The following is a 14,633-nucleotide window of genomic DNA, read 5'->3' as shown; positions in this document are numbered from 1 at the left end:
CTTTTACCTCTTACGCCAGACGCGGGTTAACTTTATCTGCATCGATGTTGAATTTGGCGATTGCGTCAGCAACCACTTTCTTATCGATTTCGCCACGTTTAGCCAGTTCGCCCAGCGCCGCAACCACGACATAAGAAGCATCAACTTCAAAGTGGTGACGCAGGTTCTCACGGCTGTCGGAACGACCGAAGCCATCAGTACCCAGTACGCGGTAGTCGTCAGCCGGTACGTAAGTACGGACCTGCTCAGCGAACAGTTTCATATAGTCGGTAGATGCCACTGCCGGAGCGTCGTTCATCACCTGAGCGATGTACGGAACGCGCGGAGTTTCCAGCGGATGCAGCATGTTCCAGCGTTCACAATCCTGACCATCACGCGCCAGTTCGGTGAAGGAGGTCACGCTATAAACGTCAGAACCTACGCCGTAATCTTTCGCCAGGATCTGTGCTGCTTCACGGACGTGGCGCAGGATAGAACCGGAGCCCAGCAGTTGAACTTTACCTTTGCTACCTTCAATGGTTTCGAGTTTGTAGATACCTTTACGGATACCTTCCTCAGCACCTTCCGGCATTGCCGGCATGTGGTAGTTTTCGTTCAGCGTGGTGATGTAGTAGTAAACGTTCTCTTGTTTTTCACCGTACATACGCTCCAGACCATCATGCATGATGACAGCAACTTCGTAAGCGTAAGCCGGGTCGTAAGAGATACAGTTCGGGATAGTCAGCGACTGAATGTGGCTGTGACCATCTTCGTGCTGCAGACCTTCGCCGTTCAGGGTGGTACGACCGGAAGTACCGCCGATCAGGAAGCCACGCGCCTGCTGGTCGCCAGCCGCCCAGCACAGATCGCCAATACGCTGGAATCCGAACATCGAGTAATAGATGTAGAACGGAATCATCGGCAGATTGTTGGTGCTGTAAGAGGTCGCCGCAGCCAGCCAGGAACAACCTGCGCCCAGCTCGTTGATCCCTTCCTGCAGAATCTGACCTTTCTCGTCTTCTTTATAGTACGCAACCTGCTCGCGATCCTGCGGGGTGTACTGCTGACCGTTCGGGCTGTAGATACCAATCTGACGGAACAGACCTTCCATACCGAAAGTACGCGCTTCGTCAGCGATGATCGGCACAAGTCGGTCTTTGATCGACTTGTTCTTCAGCATCACGTTCAGGGCACGAACGAAAGCGATAGTGGTGGAGATCTCTTTGCTCTGTTCTTCCAGCAGCGCACCGAAGTCTTGCAGGCTCGGCAGCTCCAGCTTCTCGGTAAAGTTCGGCTGGCGGCTTGGCAGATAACCGTGCAGTTTCTGACGCTGAGCGTGCAGATAGGTATGCTCTTCAGAACCTTCCGGGAAGGTGATGTACGGCAGTTTTTCGATATCTGCATCAGACACCGGCACATTGAAACGGTCGCGGATATGGCGCACGCCGTCCATGTTCATTTTCTTAACCTGGTGCGCAATGTTTTTACCTTCAGCCGCATCGCCCATGCCGTAACCTTTAATGGTATGAGCAAGGATTACTGTCGCTTTGCCTTTGGTTTCCTGCGCTTTCTTAAATGCAGCGTAGATTTTCTTCGGATCGTGACCGCCACGGTTCAATGCCCAGATCTGCTCGTCAGTCCAGTCTGCAACCAGCGCTGCGGTTTCCGGATATTTACCGAAGAAGTGTTCACGAACGTACGCACCATCTTTCGATTTGAAGGTCTGGTAGTCGCCGTCAACGGTTTCGTTCATCAGTTGGATCAGTTTACCGCTGGTATCTTTACGCAGCAGCTCATCCCAACGGCTACCCCACATCACTTTGATCACGTTCCAGCCAGCACCTTCGAAGATGCCTTCCAGTTCGTTGATGATCTTGCCGTTACCGGTGACCGGGCCGTCAAGACGCTGCAGGTTACAGTTGATAACGAAGACCAGGTTATCCAGTTTTTCACGGGTAGCGATGGTGATCGCACCTTTGGATTCTGGTTCGTCCATCTCGCCGTCACCAAGGAATGCGTAAACGGTCTGTTTAGAGGTATCTTTCAGGCCACGGTGTTCCAGATATTTCAGGAACTTCGCCTGGTAGATAGCACCGATTGGCCCCAGCCCCATAGATACGGTCGGGAACTGCCAGAATTCCGGCATCAGTTTCGGGTGCGGGTAGGAAGAGAGGCCATTACCGTGGACTTCCTGACGGAAATTATCCAGTTGCTCCTGAGTCAGACGACCTTCCAGGAAAGCTCGTGCGTAAACGCCCGGGGAGATGTGCCCCTGGAAGTAAACCAGGTCGCCGCCATCCTGCTCGTTGCGTGCACGGAAGAAGTGGTTAAAACACACATCATAAATGGTTGCGGAAGACTGGAAAGACGCCATGTGGCCGCCCAGTTCCAGATCTTTTTTGGATGCACGCAGAACCGTCATGATGGCGTTCCAGCGGATAGCTGAACGAATACGGCGTTCCAGTTCCAGATTACCCGGATACTCCGGCTGTTCTTCAACGGGGATGGTGTTGATGTAATTGCTGACGCCGGTGCCTGCGGCTACGTTGACTCCGCCTTTGCGGGCTTCAGCAAGCAGTTGGTCGATCAGATACTGAGCACGCTCAACACCTTCTTCACGGATGACCGATTCGATCGCCTGGAGCCAGTCGCGAGTTTCGATCGGATCCACGTCATTTGGGAAACGTTCTGACATGGGTTATTCCTTATCTATCTAATAACGTTGAGTTTTCTGGAACCTGTCCCATTGAACTCTCGCTGGAAAGCTCAATAAGACAGGTTCTACGTTTAGTTGCTGCGCTTTTATATGCGCTTGATTTACAACATCTTCTGGCTAATTTTCACCAGAAAAATCACTAATTCTTTCGTTGCTCCAGACGGCGCAGAGAACGCTCACGGCGGCTCTCCTCACGGCTTCTGTCGAGCAAGATTTCTTCGATAAAGGCCAGATGGCGATGCGATGCTTCGCGCGCTTCTTCTGGCTTACCGGCCATAATTGCTTCGAATATGCGAGTGCGGTGACTACTCACCAGCGGCAGCATCTCTCGACGCGAATAGAGCAATTCGAAGTTTTGACGGACATTCTGGGCCAACATCGGCTCCATACACCTTAGCAGATGAAGCAAAACCACATTGTGGGCCGCTTCGGTGACGGCAATCTGATACTGGAGTACGGCGTTTGATTCCGCGTCCAGATCGCCAGACTGCTGCGCCAGCTCTATGGCGTGGTGGAGTTCACGAATGCGTTCCTTGTCTTCATCGGTACTACGCAACGCGGCGTAATAGGCGGCTATGCCTTCCAGGGCGTGTCGTGTTTCGAGCAAGTCGTATTGTGATTCAGGATGGTCGGAGAGCAGCTCCACCAGCGGATCGCTGAAGCTTTGCCAGAGGCTGCTCTGGACAAAAGTGCCGCCACCCTGGCGACGAAGCAACAAGCCCTTCGCTTCGAGACGTTGAATCGCCTCACGCAAGGAGGGACGGGAGACGTCGAACTGTTTCGCCAGTTCGCGTTCCGGTGGGAGTTTTTCACCAGGGCGAAGGGTGCCCTCGAGGATCAAAAACTCCAGTTGCTGCTCAATCACATCGGAGAGTTTTGGTTGGCGGATTTTGCTGTAGGCCATGAGTTCCTGTCTTAAGCCACTTGCCGAAGTCAATTGGTCTTACCAATTTCATGTCTGTGACGCTAAAGTAACAAAGTATTCACCTTATGTCTATACAGGTTTTGATTGAAATCATGAAACTGCGCACATTTTAACAACTTGACATATATAGCGTTTCAAAGTTGTAACTATGCACAAATGTAGGCTTTACGTGAGCAAGGTTTTTTTTAACGATTATTAAACTATAAAAATCCGAATTGAACCGATTCACTTACCAATTTTTCGATTTTTAATTCAATAAAAATGAATTTATATTCTTTGTTATGGGTGGGATTGTTTGAGACTGGTCTTTACAAATGGTTTCTTTTTAGACAACCCATCTTCAACCATGCATAAAGCGGGTGCATTCGCTGCCGCATACCATTATTCTTGATCTGACGGAAGTCTTTTTGTAACAATTCAAACTTCCCAGTTGTAAACAAATTAATACAACAAACGGAATTGCAAACTTACACACGCATCACTGCGTAGATCAAAAAAACAATCACCGCACGAGGTTTCATGATGGAAGGTCAACAGCACGGCGAGCAGCTAAAGCGCGGCCTTAAAAACCGCCATATTCAGCTTATCGCGCTGGGTGGCGCGATAGGGACCGGGCTATTCCTGGGAAGCGCCTCCGTAATACAGTCCGCAGGGCCAGGGATCATTCTGGGTTACGCCATTGCTGGTTTTATCGCCTTTCTGATCATGCGTCAGCTAGGTGAAATGGTGGTCGAAGAACCGGTAGCAGGCTCCTTCAGCCACTTTGCTTATAAATACTGGGGGAGCTTTGCTGGCTTCGCCTCAGGCTGGAACTACTGGGTATTGTACGTATTAGTTGCCATGGCGGAGCTTACTGCCGTCGGCAAATACATTCAGTTCTGGTATCCGGATATCCCAACCTGGGCTTCTGCCGCCGTGTTCTTTGTGGTGATCAACGCCATCAACCTGACCAACGTTAAAGTGTTTGGCGAGATGGAGTTCTGGTTTGCCATTATCAAAGTTATCGCGGTGGTGGCGATGATCATCTTCGGCGGCTGGCTGCTGTTCAGTGGCAACGGCGGTCCGCAAGCGACCGTCCGTAACCTCTGGGAACAGGGCGGATTCCTGCCGCACGGCTTCACCGGGCTGGTGATGATGATGGCGATTATCATGTTCTCGTTTGGTGGTCTGGAGCTAGTGGGGATCACCGCCGCAGAAGCCGATAACCCGGAGCAAAGCATCCCGAAAGCAACCAATCAGGTTATCTACCGCATCCTGATTTTCTACATTGGTTCGTTAGCCGTCCTGCTCTCACTGATGCCGTGGACGCGCGTTACCGCTGATACCAGTCCATTCGTGTTGATCTTCCATGAACTGGGCGACACCTTTGTGGCTAACGCCCTGAATATCGTGGTGTTGACGGCGGCACTTTCCGTGTACAACAGTTGCGTCTACTGCAACAGCCGTATGCTGTTTGGTCTGGCACAACAGGGAAATGCACCGAAAATGCTCGCTTCCGTCGATAAACGCGGCGTACCGGTCAACACCATTCTGGTATCTGCGCTGGTTACGGCATTGTGCGTACTGATTAACTACCTTGCCCCAGAGTCCGCATTCGGACTGTTAATGGCGCTGGTGGTTTCCGCTCTGGTAATCAACTGGGCGATGATAAGTCTTGCGCACATGAAATTCCGTCGTGCCAAACAAGCACAAGGTGTGGCTACCCGCTTCCCTGCCCTGCTCTATCCGCTGGGTAACTGGATCTGCCTGCTGTTTATGGCGGCGGTACTGGTAATTATGCTGATGACGCCGGGGATGGCGATTTCGGTTTACCTGATCCCGGTATGGCTGGTGGTGTTAGGCATCGGCTATCTGTTTAAAGAGAAAACCGCAAAAGCAGTAAAAGCGCATTAACCTCTCTCCGCCCTCACCCTGTCTGGGTGAGGGCAACAATCTTTACACCAATGTCCCGTAAATCGTCAGTAGCGCAATCACTACCACGACCACAAACGAGGTTTTCTTCGCCATTGAAACTGCTGCTTTCGGTGTCTCCACCTTATCGACATGCGGTTCACGCGCCAGAGAGAACTGCGCCAGACGCGTTAACACCTGATATTGCGAAGTATGGAAATCGGCCAGCGAAGCAAACCAGGCAGGTAACGCTTTCTCACCGTGGCCGATCAAGGCATAAACCACACCCGCAAGGCGAACCGGCACCCAATCCGCGACATGAAGCACTGCATCAATCCCCGACTGTAAACGATGATGCGGCGTCTGGTAACGCGCCAGCCAGTATTGCCATGCGCGCAAAAACGCATACCCCATCAGCGTAACTGGCCCCCAACTTCCCCCCACAATCAACCAGAACAGCGGTGCCAGGTAAAAACGAAAGTTAATCCACAGCAGTGCATTTTGCAGTTCCCGCAAGTATTCACGTTCATCGCAGCCTGCAGGGACGCCGTGAATCATAGTGAGTTCGCCAGCCATTGTGGAACGGGCATGGCTATCATTACGTGAAGCGGCTGCCAGATAAGCATGATAATGAAGACGAACTTTACCTGCGCCAATACACAGCAAACCAATCAGCAGCCACACCAGCAGCGTCGGAACGTTGAACAATAGCCCATGCAACGCGCGCAACAGCAAAAAAGTCACCCCCATCGCAATAATGGTCATACCTAACGTGCGCCCGAGTGAAAAATGTTTCACCCGCCGAAAGAACGCCTCAAGGCGGTGATCAAGCTGCCAGTGCTCGCCCAACTTAAACAGGCGCTCAAAAATTAACACCAGTAAGGTTGTGAATAGCGTCATGTTGTCTCCTTGCTGACCAGCGCGCGAAACCGTGCCCAATCAAATGCAGGACCAGGATCGGTTTTACGATCCGGCGCAATATCGCAATGCCCCGTCATGTTATTAGCAATAGCTGGATAGCGATCAATCAGCGCCCGAGTGACCGCCGCCAGTTGCTGATACTGCGCATCGGTGTAAGCCAGCGTATCGGTGCCTTCCAGCTCAATCCCAATAGAAAAATCATTACAGCGTTCACGACCTTGATACTGAGAGACACCCGCGTGCCAGGCGCGTTTATCGAAAGGAACATACTGGACAATTTCACCATCACGGCGAATCAAACAGTGAGCGGAAACGCGCAAATGAGCTATCTCAGCAAAGAAGGGATGCGCCTGCGGATCAATAGTTCCGGTGAATAATGCGTCGATCCACGGGCCGCCAAACTCACCTGGCGGCAGGCTAATATTGTGCACCACCAGCAGGGTGGGAACTTCGTCATCCGGGCGACAATCGTAATGAGGCGAGGGAACGCGGCGCGCGCCGGTCAGCCACCCCTGTTCTAACAACATGCAGGATCTCCTTATATGTGGTGCTAATATCCGGTTCAGAGTAGCATGTTTCTACCTTATGATTCGTTAGCTATCTGGAGTTTTAACATGCCGCCTCGCCGCTATAACCCTGACACCCGACGTGACGAGCTGCTGGAACGCATTAATCTCGATATACCCGGCGCGGTGGCCCAGGCGCTGCGGGAAGATTTAGGCGGAACAGTCGATGCCAACAATGATATTACGGCAAAACTTTTACCGGAAAATTCTCGCTCTCATGCAACAGTGATCACCCGCGAGAATGGCGTATTTTGCGGCAAACGCTGGGTTGAAGAGGTGTTTATTCAACTGGCTGGTGACGATGTCACCATTATCTGGCATGTGGATGACGGTGATGTCATCAACGCCAATCAACTCCTTTTCGAACTTGAAGGCCCCTCCCGCGTGCTGTTAACGGGTGAACGTACGGCGCTCAATTTTGTACAAACCCTTTCTGGGGTTGCCAGTAAGGTTCGCCACTATGTCAAACTGCTGGAAGGCACCAACACGCAGTTGCTGGATACTCGCAAAACCTTGCCCGGTCTGCGTTCGGCTCTGAAATATGCGGTACTTTGCGGCGGCGGAGCGAATCACCGCCTGGGACTTTCTGACGCCTTCCTGATTAAAGAAAACCATATTATTGCCTCTGGCTCAGTACGTCAGGCGGTCGAAAAAGCGTCCTGGCTGCACCCGGATGCGCCAGTAGAAGTCGAAGTCGAGGATCTGGAAGAACTTGATGAAGCCCTGAAAGCAGGTGCCGATATCATCATGCTGGATAACTTCGAAACAGAACAAATGCGCGAAGCTGTCAAACGTACCAATGGTAAGGCGCTGCTGGAAGTTTCGGGTAACGTCACCGACAAAACTCTGCGCGAATTTGCCGAAACAGGCGTGGACTTTATCTCTGTCGGCGCACTGACCAAACACGTACAGGCACTCGACCTTTCAATGCGTTTTCGCTAATTGCTGACAGATTCATCCGCTCCGTAGCGAGCGGATGAATCTTACCTTCTCCAACTTTCTTCGTAACGCCTCGCAAATATCTTGTCTTTCACTGCAACATAATAAAAAACCTCGGAACCCGCCTTCCCGTTTCGTTTTTTGCCCCTCGCCTGTGCCGATGGCGTTTGCCAAAGTAGCGCCAACGAAATCAAGGAGCGAAACAGATGGACAAACAACGCGGCTTTACACTCATCGAACTAATGGTAGTTATTGGCATTATTGCCATTTTAAGCGCCATTGGTATTCCCGCTTATCAGAACTACCTGCGCAAAGCAGCGCTCACCGACATGCTGCAAACCTTTGTGCCTTACCGCACCGCCGTAGAATTATGCGCACTGGAGCATGGCGGATTAGATACCTGCGACGGCGGCAGTAACGGCATCCCCTCGCCCACCACCACTCGCTATGTCTCTGCTATGAGTGTGGCAAAAGGCGTGGTGTCGCTGACAGGACAAGAGAGCCTCAATGGGTTAAGCGTCATCATGACACCAGGTTGGGATAACGCCAACGGCGTCACCGGCTGGACGCGCAACTGCAATATTCAAAGTGACAGCGCGTTGCAGCAAGCCTGCGAAGATGTCTTCCGCTTTGATGACGCCAACTAAGGAGCGGCAATGAATATTTCACAGCTCACCGCTCTGTGCCTGCGTTACCAGGGCGTCTTGCTGGATGCCAGCGAAGAGGTGGTTCATGTTGCGGTGGTCGATGCGCCCTCACATGAGTTACTTGACGCTTTGCATTTCGCTACTACCAAACGCATTGAGATCACCTGCTGGACGCGCCAGCAGATGGAAGGCCACGCCAGCCGGTCACAACATAGGTTGCCCGTAGCAGCCCCGGAAAAATATCAGCCCAAAACAGAATTGCTGACTCAAACGTTACAATCTGCACTCGAACAACGCGCTTCTGATATTCATATCGAACCAGCGGACAATAGCTACCGCATCCGCTTACGCATCGACGGCGTGTTGCATCCTTTACCAGATGTTCCACTGGATGCCGGAATAGCATTAACCGCCAGATTAAAAGTGCTGGGAAGCCTGGATATTGCGGAACATCGCCTGCCGCAGGATGGGCAATTCACTGTCGAACTGGCGGGTAACACAGTCTCATTTCGCATTGCTACCTTGCCATGTCGGGGCGGTGAAAAAGTGGTATTGCGGCTGTTACAGCAGGTGGACCAGGCGCTGGATGTCAACACGCTGGGAATGCAGCAGTTACAACTGGCGGACTTTGCTCATGCCCTACAGCAACCACAAGGGCTGGTGTTGGTTACCGGTCCTACCGGTAGCGGTAAAACGGTCACACTTTATAGCGCTCTGCAAACGCTGAATACCGCCGATATTAATATTTGCAGCGTCGAAGATCCGGTGGAGATCCCCATCGCAGGGCTTAACCAGACGCAAATCCATCCGCGTGCTGGTCTTACCTTTCAGGGGGTTTTGCGTGCGTTATTACGTCAGGATCCCGATGTCATCATGATCGGAGAGATCCGTGATGGTGAAACGGCAGAAATTGCCATTAAAGCCGCACAAACGGGTCACCTGGTGTTGTCCACGCTACACACCAACTCTACCTGCGAAACACTGGTGCGTTTACAGCAAATGGGTGTTGCCCGCTGGATGCTCTCATCAGCACTCACGCTGGTGGTAGCCCAACGTCTGGTTCGCAAACTTTGCCCGCATTGTCGCCTGCAGCAAGGGGAAGCAATCCGCCTTCCAGGCAATTTATGGTCATCTTCGTTGCCCCGCTGGCAAGCACCTGGTTGTAAACATTGCTACCACGGTTTTTATGGCCGCACGGCCTTATTTGAAGTGTTGCCCATAACACCTGTCATACGCCAGCTCATTTCCGCTAATACCGACGTTGAATCGCTGGAAACGCACGCCCGACAAACTGGAATGCACACGCTTTTTGAAAACGGCTGCCTGGCCGTGGAACAAGGTTTAACCACCTTTGAAGAGTTAATCCGCGTATTGGGGATGCCACATGGCGAGTAAGCAACTCTGGCGCTGGCATGGCATAACCGGCGACGGCAATGCGCAAGATGGAGTACTGTGGGCAGAGAGCCGTTCTTTGCTACTTATCGCACTACAGCAACAAGCCGTTACCCCACTGCACCTGAAGCGGATATCTATTAATTCAGCCCAGTGGCACGCAGACAAAAGCGCGGAAGTCATTCATCAACTGGCAACATTACTCAAAGCCGGACTAACCCTTTCGGAAGGATTAACCCTATTGGCGGAGCAACATCCGAGCAGGCAATGGCAGGCGTTATTGCAATCGCTGGCACACGATCTCGAACAGGGTATTGCCTTTTCCAATGCCTTATTGCCCTGGTCAGAGGTTTTTCCGCCGCTTTATCAGGCGATGATCCGCACAGGCGAACTGACCGGTAAGCTGGATGAATGCTGCTTTGAACTGGCTCGTCAGCAAAAAGCCCAGCGCCAGTTAGCCGACAAAGTGAAATCAGCATTGCGTTATCCCATTATCATTTTAGCGATGGCGATAACGGTAGTTGTAGCAATGCTGCATTTTGTTCTGCCCGAGTTTGCCGCTATCTATAAAACCTTTAACACCCCGCTACCGACACTTACGCAGGGGATCATGACGCTGGCAGATTTCAGCGGTGAGTGGGGCTGGCTGCTGCTGTTGTTCGGCTTACTGCTGGCAATAGCCAATAAGTTGCTGATGCGCCGCCCGACCTGGCTTATCGTGAGGCAGAAATCGCTGTTACGCATCCCAATTATGGGTTCACTAATGCGGGGACAAAAGCTCACGCAGATCTTTACGATTCTGGCGCTGACACAAAGTGCAGGTATTACTTTTTTGCAAGGGGTAGAGAGCGTCAAAGAGACAATGGGCTGCCCGTACTGGGCACAACTTCTGACACAAATCCAGCACGATATCAGCAACGGTCAGCCCATCTGGCTGGCGTTAAAAAATGCCGGTGAGTTTAGCCCGCTCTGTTTGCAGTTAGTGAGAACGGGAGAAGCATCCGGGTCGCTGGATCTCATGCTGGAGAATCTCGCCCACCATCATCGGGATAACACGTTGGCGCTGGCAGATAATCTTGCTGCTTTACTGGAACCGGCCTTACTGGTCATTACCGGAGGAATTATCGGCACGCTGGTGGTGGCAATGTATTTGCCAATTTTTCATCTGGGCGACGCGATGAGTGGGATGGGATAACGCTGGCGCAGTGATCCACGCCAGCATTGGGAGATTACAGGTTATTGAAGATGCGGTTTTCTTGTTCCAGTACGCGGATAAACGTGGTGCGCTTGGTCAGTTCTTTCAGGCGAGAAGCCCCAACATATGTACAAGCTGAACGCAGGCCACCCAAAATATCACGCGCGGTGTTTTCAACTGGGCCACGCAGCGGCAGCTTAACGGTTTTACCTTCCGCTGCACGATATTCTGCAACGCCGCCAACGTGACGTTTCATCGCAGACTCGGAGCTCATACCGTAGAACAACATAAATTTTTCGCCGTTCTCTTCGACGATACGACCGCCGCTCTCTTCGTGACCCGCCAGCATACCGCCGAGCATCACGAAATCAGCACCGCCACCAAAGGCTTTAGCTACATCGCCCGGCGTGGTGCAACCGCCATCGCTGACGATCATCCCGCCCAGACCGTGCGCGGCATCAGCACATTCGATTACTGCAGAAAGCTGCGGGTAACCGACGCCCGTCTTGACGCGAGTCGTACAAACAGAACCTGGGCCAATGCCAACTTTAACGATATCGGCACCGGAGAGGATAAGCTCCTCACACATTTCACCTGTCACTACGTTGCCAGCACAAATGGTTTTGGTCGGCCACGCTTCACGCGCTTTCGCAACGAACTGTACGAAGTGCTCGGAATAACCATTCGCCACGTCAATACAAACGAAGTTTAATGCCGGGTTCAGGTCGAGAATCTGTTTAGTTTTTTCGAAATCCGCATCTGACGTGCCGGTAGAAACCATCACATGTTTCAGCACATCAGCGGAAGAATTGTTGATAAACGCTTGCCACTCGTCAACAGAGTAATGTTTATGTACAGCAGTCAGAATATCGAAAGAAGCCAATGCCGTAGCCATGGTAAAAGTGCCTACGGTATCCATATTTGCGGCGATAATCGGCACGCCGGACCAGCTCTGACCTGAATGTTTGAAGGTGAATTGACGTTCCAGTTCAACATCGGAACGGCTTTTAAGAGTGGAGCGTTTAGGACGGATGAGAACGTCTTTAAAACCTAACTTCAGATCTTCTTCAATACGCATGTGCGGATTCCTGGGGTTAATGGCTATAAGGGTAAGAGCGCAACTCCAGTGACGCTATCATACGCACTAATCTATGTGGCGCAAGACTGCGAAATTGTCTTTTTTTACGCTACAATCCCATAAATTTACCTGGTAAATAATGGGCGAACGTTTCATTAATCCCGCTTTCGCGTGCTCATTTTTAATGTTTTGATAATCATGATGAATTCCCGGGAATATAAAATATGAGGTATACGGTTGCCTTAACGGGTGGCATTGGCAGTGGCAAGAGTACCGTTGCAAATGCGTTTGCTGACCTCGGAATTAACGTCATTGATGCCGATATTATTGCGCGTCAGGTAGTTGAACCGGGTAGACCTGCACTGCGTGCCATTGCTGAACATTTCGGCGCTGATATGATTGCTGCTGATGGAACATTGCAGCGCCGGGCCTTACGCGAGCGGATCTTCGCCAACCCGGAAGAGAAAAACTGGCTTAATGCCCTGCTACATCCGTTGATTCAGCAGGAGACGCAACGTCAGTTCCAGCAAGCAACTTCCCCCTATGTACTTTGGGTTGTGCCATTGCTGGTAGAAAACTCGCTGTATAAAAAAGCGAATCGTGTGCTGGTGGTGGATGTCAGCCCAGAAACGCAACTTAAGCGCACCATGCAGCGCGATGATGTTACTCGCGAACATGTCGAACAAATTCTTGCTGCCCAGGCAACGCGCGAAGCCCGCCTTGCCGTGGCAGATGACGTCATTGATAATAACGGCGCACCGGATGCTATTGCATCGGATGTTGCCCGCCTGCACGCAAATTACTTGCAGCTTGCGTCGCAGTTTGTCTCACAGGAAAAACCTTAATGCAGACCCAGGTCCTTTTTGAACATCCACTAAATGAAAAAATGCGTACATGGCTACGCATTGAGTTTTTGATTCAGCAACTCACTGTAAATTTACCCATCGTTGACTACGCTGGCGCTCTGCATTTCTTCCGTAATGTCAGTGACTTGCTGGATGTTTTCGAGCGTGGGGAAGTACGCACCGAATTGTTGAAAGAGCTTGACCGCCAGCAGCGTAAACTCCAGACCTGGATTGACGTGCCAGGCGTGGACCAGAGCCGTATTGAAGCATTAATTCAGCAGTTAAAAGCGGCGGGCAGCGTGCTGATTTCCGCACCGCGTATCGGGCAATTTCTGCGTGAAGATCGTCTGATTGCTTTAGTGCGCCAGCGTCTGAGCATACCCGGCGGTTGTTGTAGCTTTGATTTGCCAACTTTGCATATCTGGCTGCATTTACCCCAGGCGCAGCGCGACAGCCAGGTAGAAACCTGGATTGTCAGCCTGAATCCGCTCACCCAGGCACTTACCATGGTGTTAGATTTAATTCGCCAGTCGGCACCGTTTCGCAAACAAACCAGTCTGAACGGTTTCTATCAGGATAATGGCGAAGACGCTGATCTTCTACGGCTGAATCTGGCCCTTGATTCACAGCTTTATCCGCAAATTTCCGGTCATAAGAGTCGTTTTGCGATTCGTTTTATGCCGCTGGACAGTGAAAATGGTCTGGTGCCAGAGCGCCTGGATTTTGAACTGGCGTGCTGCTAAGGAGTTACGATGTCAGAAACTATTACGGTGAACTGCCCAACTTGCGGGAAAACGGTGGTATGGGGTGAAATCAGCCCGTTTCGGCCATTTTGTTGCAAACGTTGTCAGTTGATCGACCTCGGAGAATGGGCTGCTGAAGAAAAACGCATCCCCAGCAGCGGCGATCTGTCCGAAAGCGATGACTGGAGCGAAGAGCTGAAGTAATTGGGTGTAAGAGGTGAGGCATTGTCGGATGCGGTGTAAACGCCTTATCCGACCTGCAAGATCTTGCATATCAACGGATTACAAAATCCCGCAGGCCTGATAAGACGCGCCTGCGTCGCATCAGGCATCAGGGCAAATGTCGGATGCGGCGTGAACGCCTTATTTGACCTACAGGCGCTTAAGCTTCGCAATTACCGGTTCGTTGGCTGGCGGAAAATCTTCTGCATTGAGGCTGGCCAGCGCCATCCACTCACCAGGTTGCCCTTCTTTCCCCCACGGTTCCCCTTCCCAGCCTTCGACCAGCCAGAACCACAGTGTGATATGCCTGTCAGGGAACTGATATTCCAGCTTTTCAAACAGCGAAAAACGTTGTGGCGTAATCCCGACTTCTTCCTGAAGCTCCCGCACCACCGCCTGTTCTGGCGTTTCGCCCGCTTCAATTTTACCGCCAGGAAACTCCAACTTATTCGCCATGTGCGCATCTGCGGCACGGCGGGTTATAAAGATTTCGTGGTTCTCGTTGCGAATAATACCTACCGCAATTTGCAGTTTTTTCATTGTCTTAAACCTATAAAAAAGGCGCAGATTTCTGC

General features: G+C 51.6%; 15 protein-coding genes. 8 read left to right on the top strand and 7 right to left on the bottom strand.

Going from position 1 to position 14,633, the window contains the following annotated elements; translation table 11 throughout:
* Window positions 1–10 precede the first annotated feature (10 nt).
* Window positions 11–2,674 (bottom strand): pyruvate dehydrogenase (acetyl-transferring), homodimeric type, encoded by a 2,664-nt coding sequence (gene aceE, locus A31E_RS00505; protein ID WP_000003835.1) that lies wholly within the window; start codon window positions 2,672–2,674, stop codon window positions 11–13.
* A gap of 160 nt (window positions 2,675–2,834) precedes the next feature.
* Window positions 2,835–3,599: a pyruvate dehydrogenase complex transcriptional repressor PdhR gene (gene pdhR, locus A31E_RS00510; RefSeq protein WP_000331776.1), complete on the bottom strand. Its 765-nt coding sequence runs from the start codon at window positions 3,597–3,599 to the stop codon at window positions 2,835–2,837.
* A 540-nt stretch (window positions 3,600–4,139) separates the two neighbouring features.
* Here pdhR and aroP point away from each other — a divergent pair.
* Window positions 4,140–5,513 carry an aromatic amino acid transporter AroP gene (gene aroP / locus A31E_RS00515; RefSeq protein ID WP_000969908.1) on the top strand — a complete coding sequence of 458 codons (1,374 nt, stop codon included), beginning with the start codon at window positions 4,140–4,142 and terminating at the stop codon, window positions 5,511–5,513.
* 42 nt (window positions 5,514–5,555) lie between these two features.
* Here aroP and ampE read toward each other — a convergent pair whose 3' ends face one another.
* Both ampE and ampD read right to left on the bottom strand, forming a co-directional pair.
* Window positions 5,556–6,410: a beta-lactamase regulator AmpE gene (gene ampE, locus A31E_RS00520; protein WP_000171988.1), complete on the bottom strand. Its 855-nt coding sequence runs from the start codon at window positions 6,408–6,410 to the stop codon at window positions 5,556–5,558.
* Entirely contained in the window at window positions 6,407–6,958 is a 552-nt protein-coding gene (ampD, locus tag A31E_RS00525; RefSeq protein ID WP_000923708.1) for a 1,6-anhydro-N-acetylmuramyl-L-alanine amidase AmpD, read from the bottom strand. Before ampD ends, ampE begins: the two co-directional genes overlap by 4 nt.
* 87 nt (window positions 6,959–7,045) lie before the next feature.
* On the opposite strand from ampD, the gene nadC reads away from it, so the two are divergent.
* From nadC to hofC, 4 genes are all read left to right on the top strand, one after another.
* Entirely contained in the window at window positions 7,046–7,939 is an 894-nt protein-coding gene (gene nadC / locus A31E_RS00530; RefSeq protein WP_001135155.1) for a carboxylating nicotinate-nucleotide diphosphorylase, read from the top strand.
* Window positions 7,940–8,142: 203 nt separating this feature from the next.
* A complete protein-coding gene (gene ppdD, locus A31E_RS00535; protein ID WP_000360899.1) occupies window positions 8,143–8,583 on the top strand; it encodes a prepilin peptidase-dependent pilin in 441 nt (146 codons plus the stop codon).
* 9 nt (window positions 8,584–8,592) lie between these two features.
* A complete protein-coding gene (gspE, locus tag A31E_RS00540) occupies window positions 8,593–9,978 on the top strand; it encodes a type II secretion system protein GspE (protein WP_001027409.1) in 1,386 nt (461 codons plus the stop codon).
* Window positions 9,968–11,170 (top strand): protein transport protein HofC, encoded by a 1,203-nt coding sequence (hofC, locus tag A31E_RS00545; protein WP_016249613.1) that lies wholly within the window; start codon window positions 9,968–9,970, stop codon window positions 11,168–11,170. Before gspE ends, hofC begins: the two co-directional genes overlap by 11 nt.
* A 34-nt stretch (window positions 11,171–11,204) precedes the next feature.
* Here the strand turns inward: hofC and guaC are convergent, their stop codons facing one another.
* Together guaC and A31E_RS26165 are read right to left on the bottom strand one after the other, a co-directional pair.
* Window positions 11,205–12,248, bottom strand: coding sequence for a GMP reductase (guaC, locus tag A31E_RS00550; RefSeq protein WP_016249612.1), 1,044 nt, complete (start codon window positions 12,246–12,248; stop codon window positions 11,205–11,207).
* A 155-nt stretch (window positions 12,249–12,403) separates the two neighbouring features.
* Window positions 12,404–12,448 carry a hypothetical protein gene (locus tag A31E_RS26165; protein ID WP_175419238.1) on the bottom strand — a complete coding sequence of 15 codons (45 nt, stop codon included), beginning with the start codon at window positions 12,446–12,448 and terminating at the stop codon, window positions 12,404–12,406.
* 24 nt (window positions 12,449–12,472) lie between these two features.
* Between A31E_RS26165 and coaE the strand changes: the two genes are divergently transcribed.
* From coaE to yacG, 3 genes are read left to right on the top strand one after another with little or no spacing between them, the layout of a single operon-like run.
* The gene (gene coaE, locus A31E_RS00555; protein ID WP_016249611.1) at window positions 12,473–13,093 is read left to right on the top strand and encodes a dephospho-CoA kinase; all 621 of its coding nucleotides are present in this window, start codon (window positions 12,473–12,475) and stop codon (window positions 13,091–13,093) included.
* Window positions 13,093–13,836, top strand: coding sequence for a cell division protein ZapD (gene zapD / locus A31E_RS00560; RefSeq protein WP_016249610.1), 744 nt, complete (start codon window positions 13,093–13,095; stop codon window positions 13,834–13,836). Before coaE ends, zapD begins: the two co-directional genes overlap by 1 nt.
* Window positions 13,837–13,845: 9 nt before the next feature.
* The gene (gene yacG, locus A31E_RS00565; protein WP_000005032.1) at window positions 13,846–14,040 is read left to right on the top strand and encodes a DNA gyrase inhibitor YacG; all 195 of its coding nucleotides are present in this window, start codon (window positions 13,846–13,848) and stop codon (window positions 14,038–14,040) included.
* Window positions 14,041–14,208: 168 nt separating this feature from the next.
* Here the strand turns inward: yacG and mutT are convergent, their stop codons facing one another.
* Window positions 14,209–14,598: an 8-oxo-dGTP diphosphatase MutT gene (mutT, locus tag A31E_RS00570; protein WP_001517744.1), complete on the bottom strand. Its 390-nt coding sequence runs from the start codon at window positions 14,596–14,598 to the stop codon at window positions 14,209–14,211.
* Window positions 14,599–14,633: the final 35 nt, after the last annotated feature.

Source organism: Escherichia sp. KTE159, assembly GCF_000408805.1.
Classification (GTDB): domain Bacteria; phylum Pseudomonadota; class Gammaproteobacteria; order Enterobacterales; family Enterobacteriaceae; genus Escherichia; species Escherichia marmotae.
The sequence above is the reverse complement of the archived record's forward strand: the minus strand, read 5'-3'. Positions and strand labels throughout refer to the sequence as shown.

Coding starts and splice junctions, on each gene's coding strand:
- aceE (WP_000003835.1), bottom strand. CDS start 2,674: ATGTCAGAACGTTTCCCAAATGACGTGGATCCGATCGAAACTCGCGAC.
- pdhR (WP_000331776.1), bottom strand. CDS start 3,599: ATGGCCTACAGCAAAATCCGCCAACCAAAACTCTCCGATGTGATTGAG.
- aroP (WP_000969908.1), top strand. CDS start 4,140: ATGATGGAAGGTCAACAGCACGGCGAGCAGCTAAAGCGCGGCCTTAAA.
- ampE (WP_000171988.1), bottom strand. CDS start 6,410: ATGACGCTATTCACAACCTTACTGGTGTTAATTTTTGAGCGCCTGTTT.
- ampD (WP_000923708.1), bottom strand. CDS start 6,958: ATGTTGTTAGAACAGGGGTGGCTGACCGGCGCGCGCCGCGTTCCCTCG.
- nadC (WP_001135155.1), top strand. CDS start 7,046: ATGCCGCCTCGCCGCTATAACCCTGACACCCGACGTGACGAGCTGCTG.
- ppdD (WP_000360899.1), top strand. CDS start 8,143: ATGGACAAACAACGCGGCTTTACACTCATCGAACTAATGGTAGTTATT.
- gspE (WP_001027409.1), top strand. CDS start 8,593: ATGAATATTTCACAGCTCACCGCTCTGTGCCTGCGTTACCAGGGCGTC.
- hofC (WP_016249613.1), top strand. CDS start 9,968: ATGGCGAGTAAGCAACTCTGGCGCTGGCATGGCATAACCGGCGACGGC.
- guaC (WP_016249612.1), bottom strand. CDS start 12,248: ATGCGTATTGAAGAAGATCTGAAGTTAGGTTTTAAAGACGTTCTCATC.
- coaE (WP_016249611.1), top strand. CDS start 12,473: ATGAGGTATACGGTTGCCTTAACGGGTGGCATTGGCAGTGGCAAGAGT.
- zapD (WP_016249610.1), top strand. CDS start 13,093: ATGCAGACCCAGGTCCTTTTTGAACATCCACTAAATGAAAAAATGCGT.
- yacG (WP_000005032.1), top strand. CDS start 13,846: ATGTCAGAAACTATTACGGTGAACTGCCCAACTTGCGGGAAAACGGTG.
- mutT (WP_001517744.1), bottom strand. CDS start 14,598: ATGAAAAAACTGCAAATTGCGGTAGGTATTATTCGCAACGAGAACCAC.